Origin of the sequence: Streptococcus sp. CCH8-H5 (assembly GCF_001556505.1) — a bacterium.
Lineage (GTDB): Bacteria > Bacillota > Bacilli > Lactobacillales > Streptococcaceae > Streptococcus.
Window position 1 is genome coordinate 1 of record NZ_LSIZ01000095.1, and the last position, 299, is coordinate 299.

General features: G+C 34.8%; 1 protein-coding gene. It reads left to right on the forward strand.

The features are described from left to right. Window positions 1-15 precede the first annotated feature (15 nt). Window positions 16-299 (forward strand): IS200/IS605 family transposase (tnpA, locus tag AX663_RS05955; RefSeq protein WP_156430768.1); only part of this gene is annotated, 284 nt, incomplete at its 3' end.

Consider the following 299-nt stretch of genomic DNA (forward strand, 5'->3'; position numbering starts at 1 on the left):
AAAGGAGGACCCCTGATGAGACAGGATAATAATAGTTTAGCACATACTACATGGAATTGTAAGTATCATATTGTTTTCGCCCCAAAATATAGACGTCAGATAATCTATGGGAAATACAAAGCAAGTATTGGTCAAATCTTACGATTATTATGTGAAAGAAAAGGTGTTGAAATTCATGAAGCAGAAGCTTGCCCAGATCATATTCACATGTTAGTGAGTATACCACCGAAACTAAGTATTTCTTCATTTATGGGATATTTAAAGGGCAAAAGTAGCTTAATGATATTTGATCGACACGC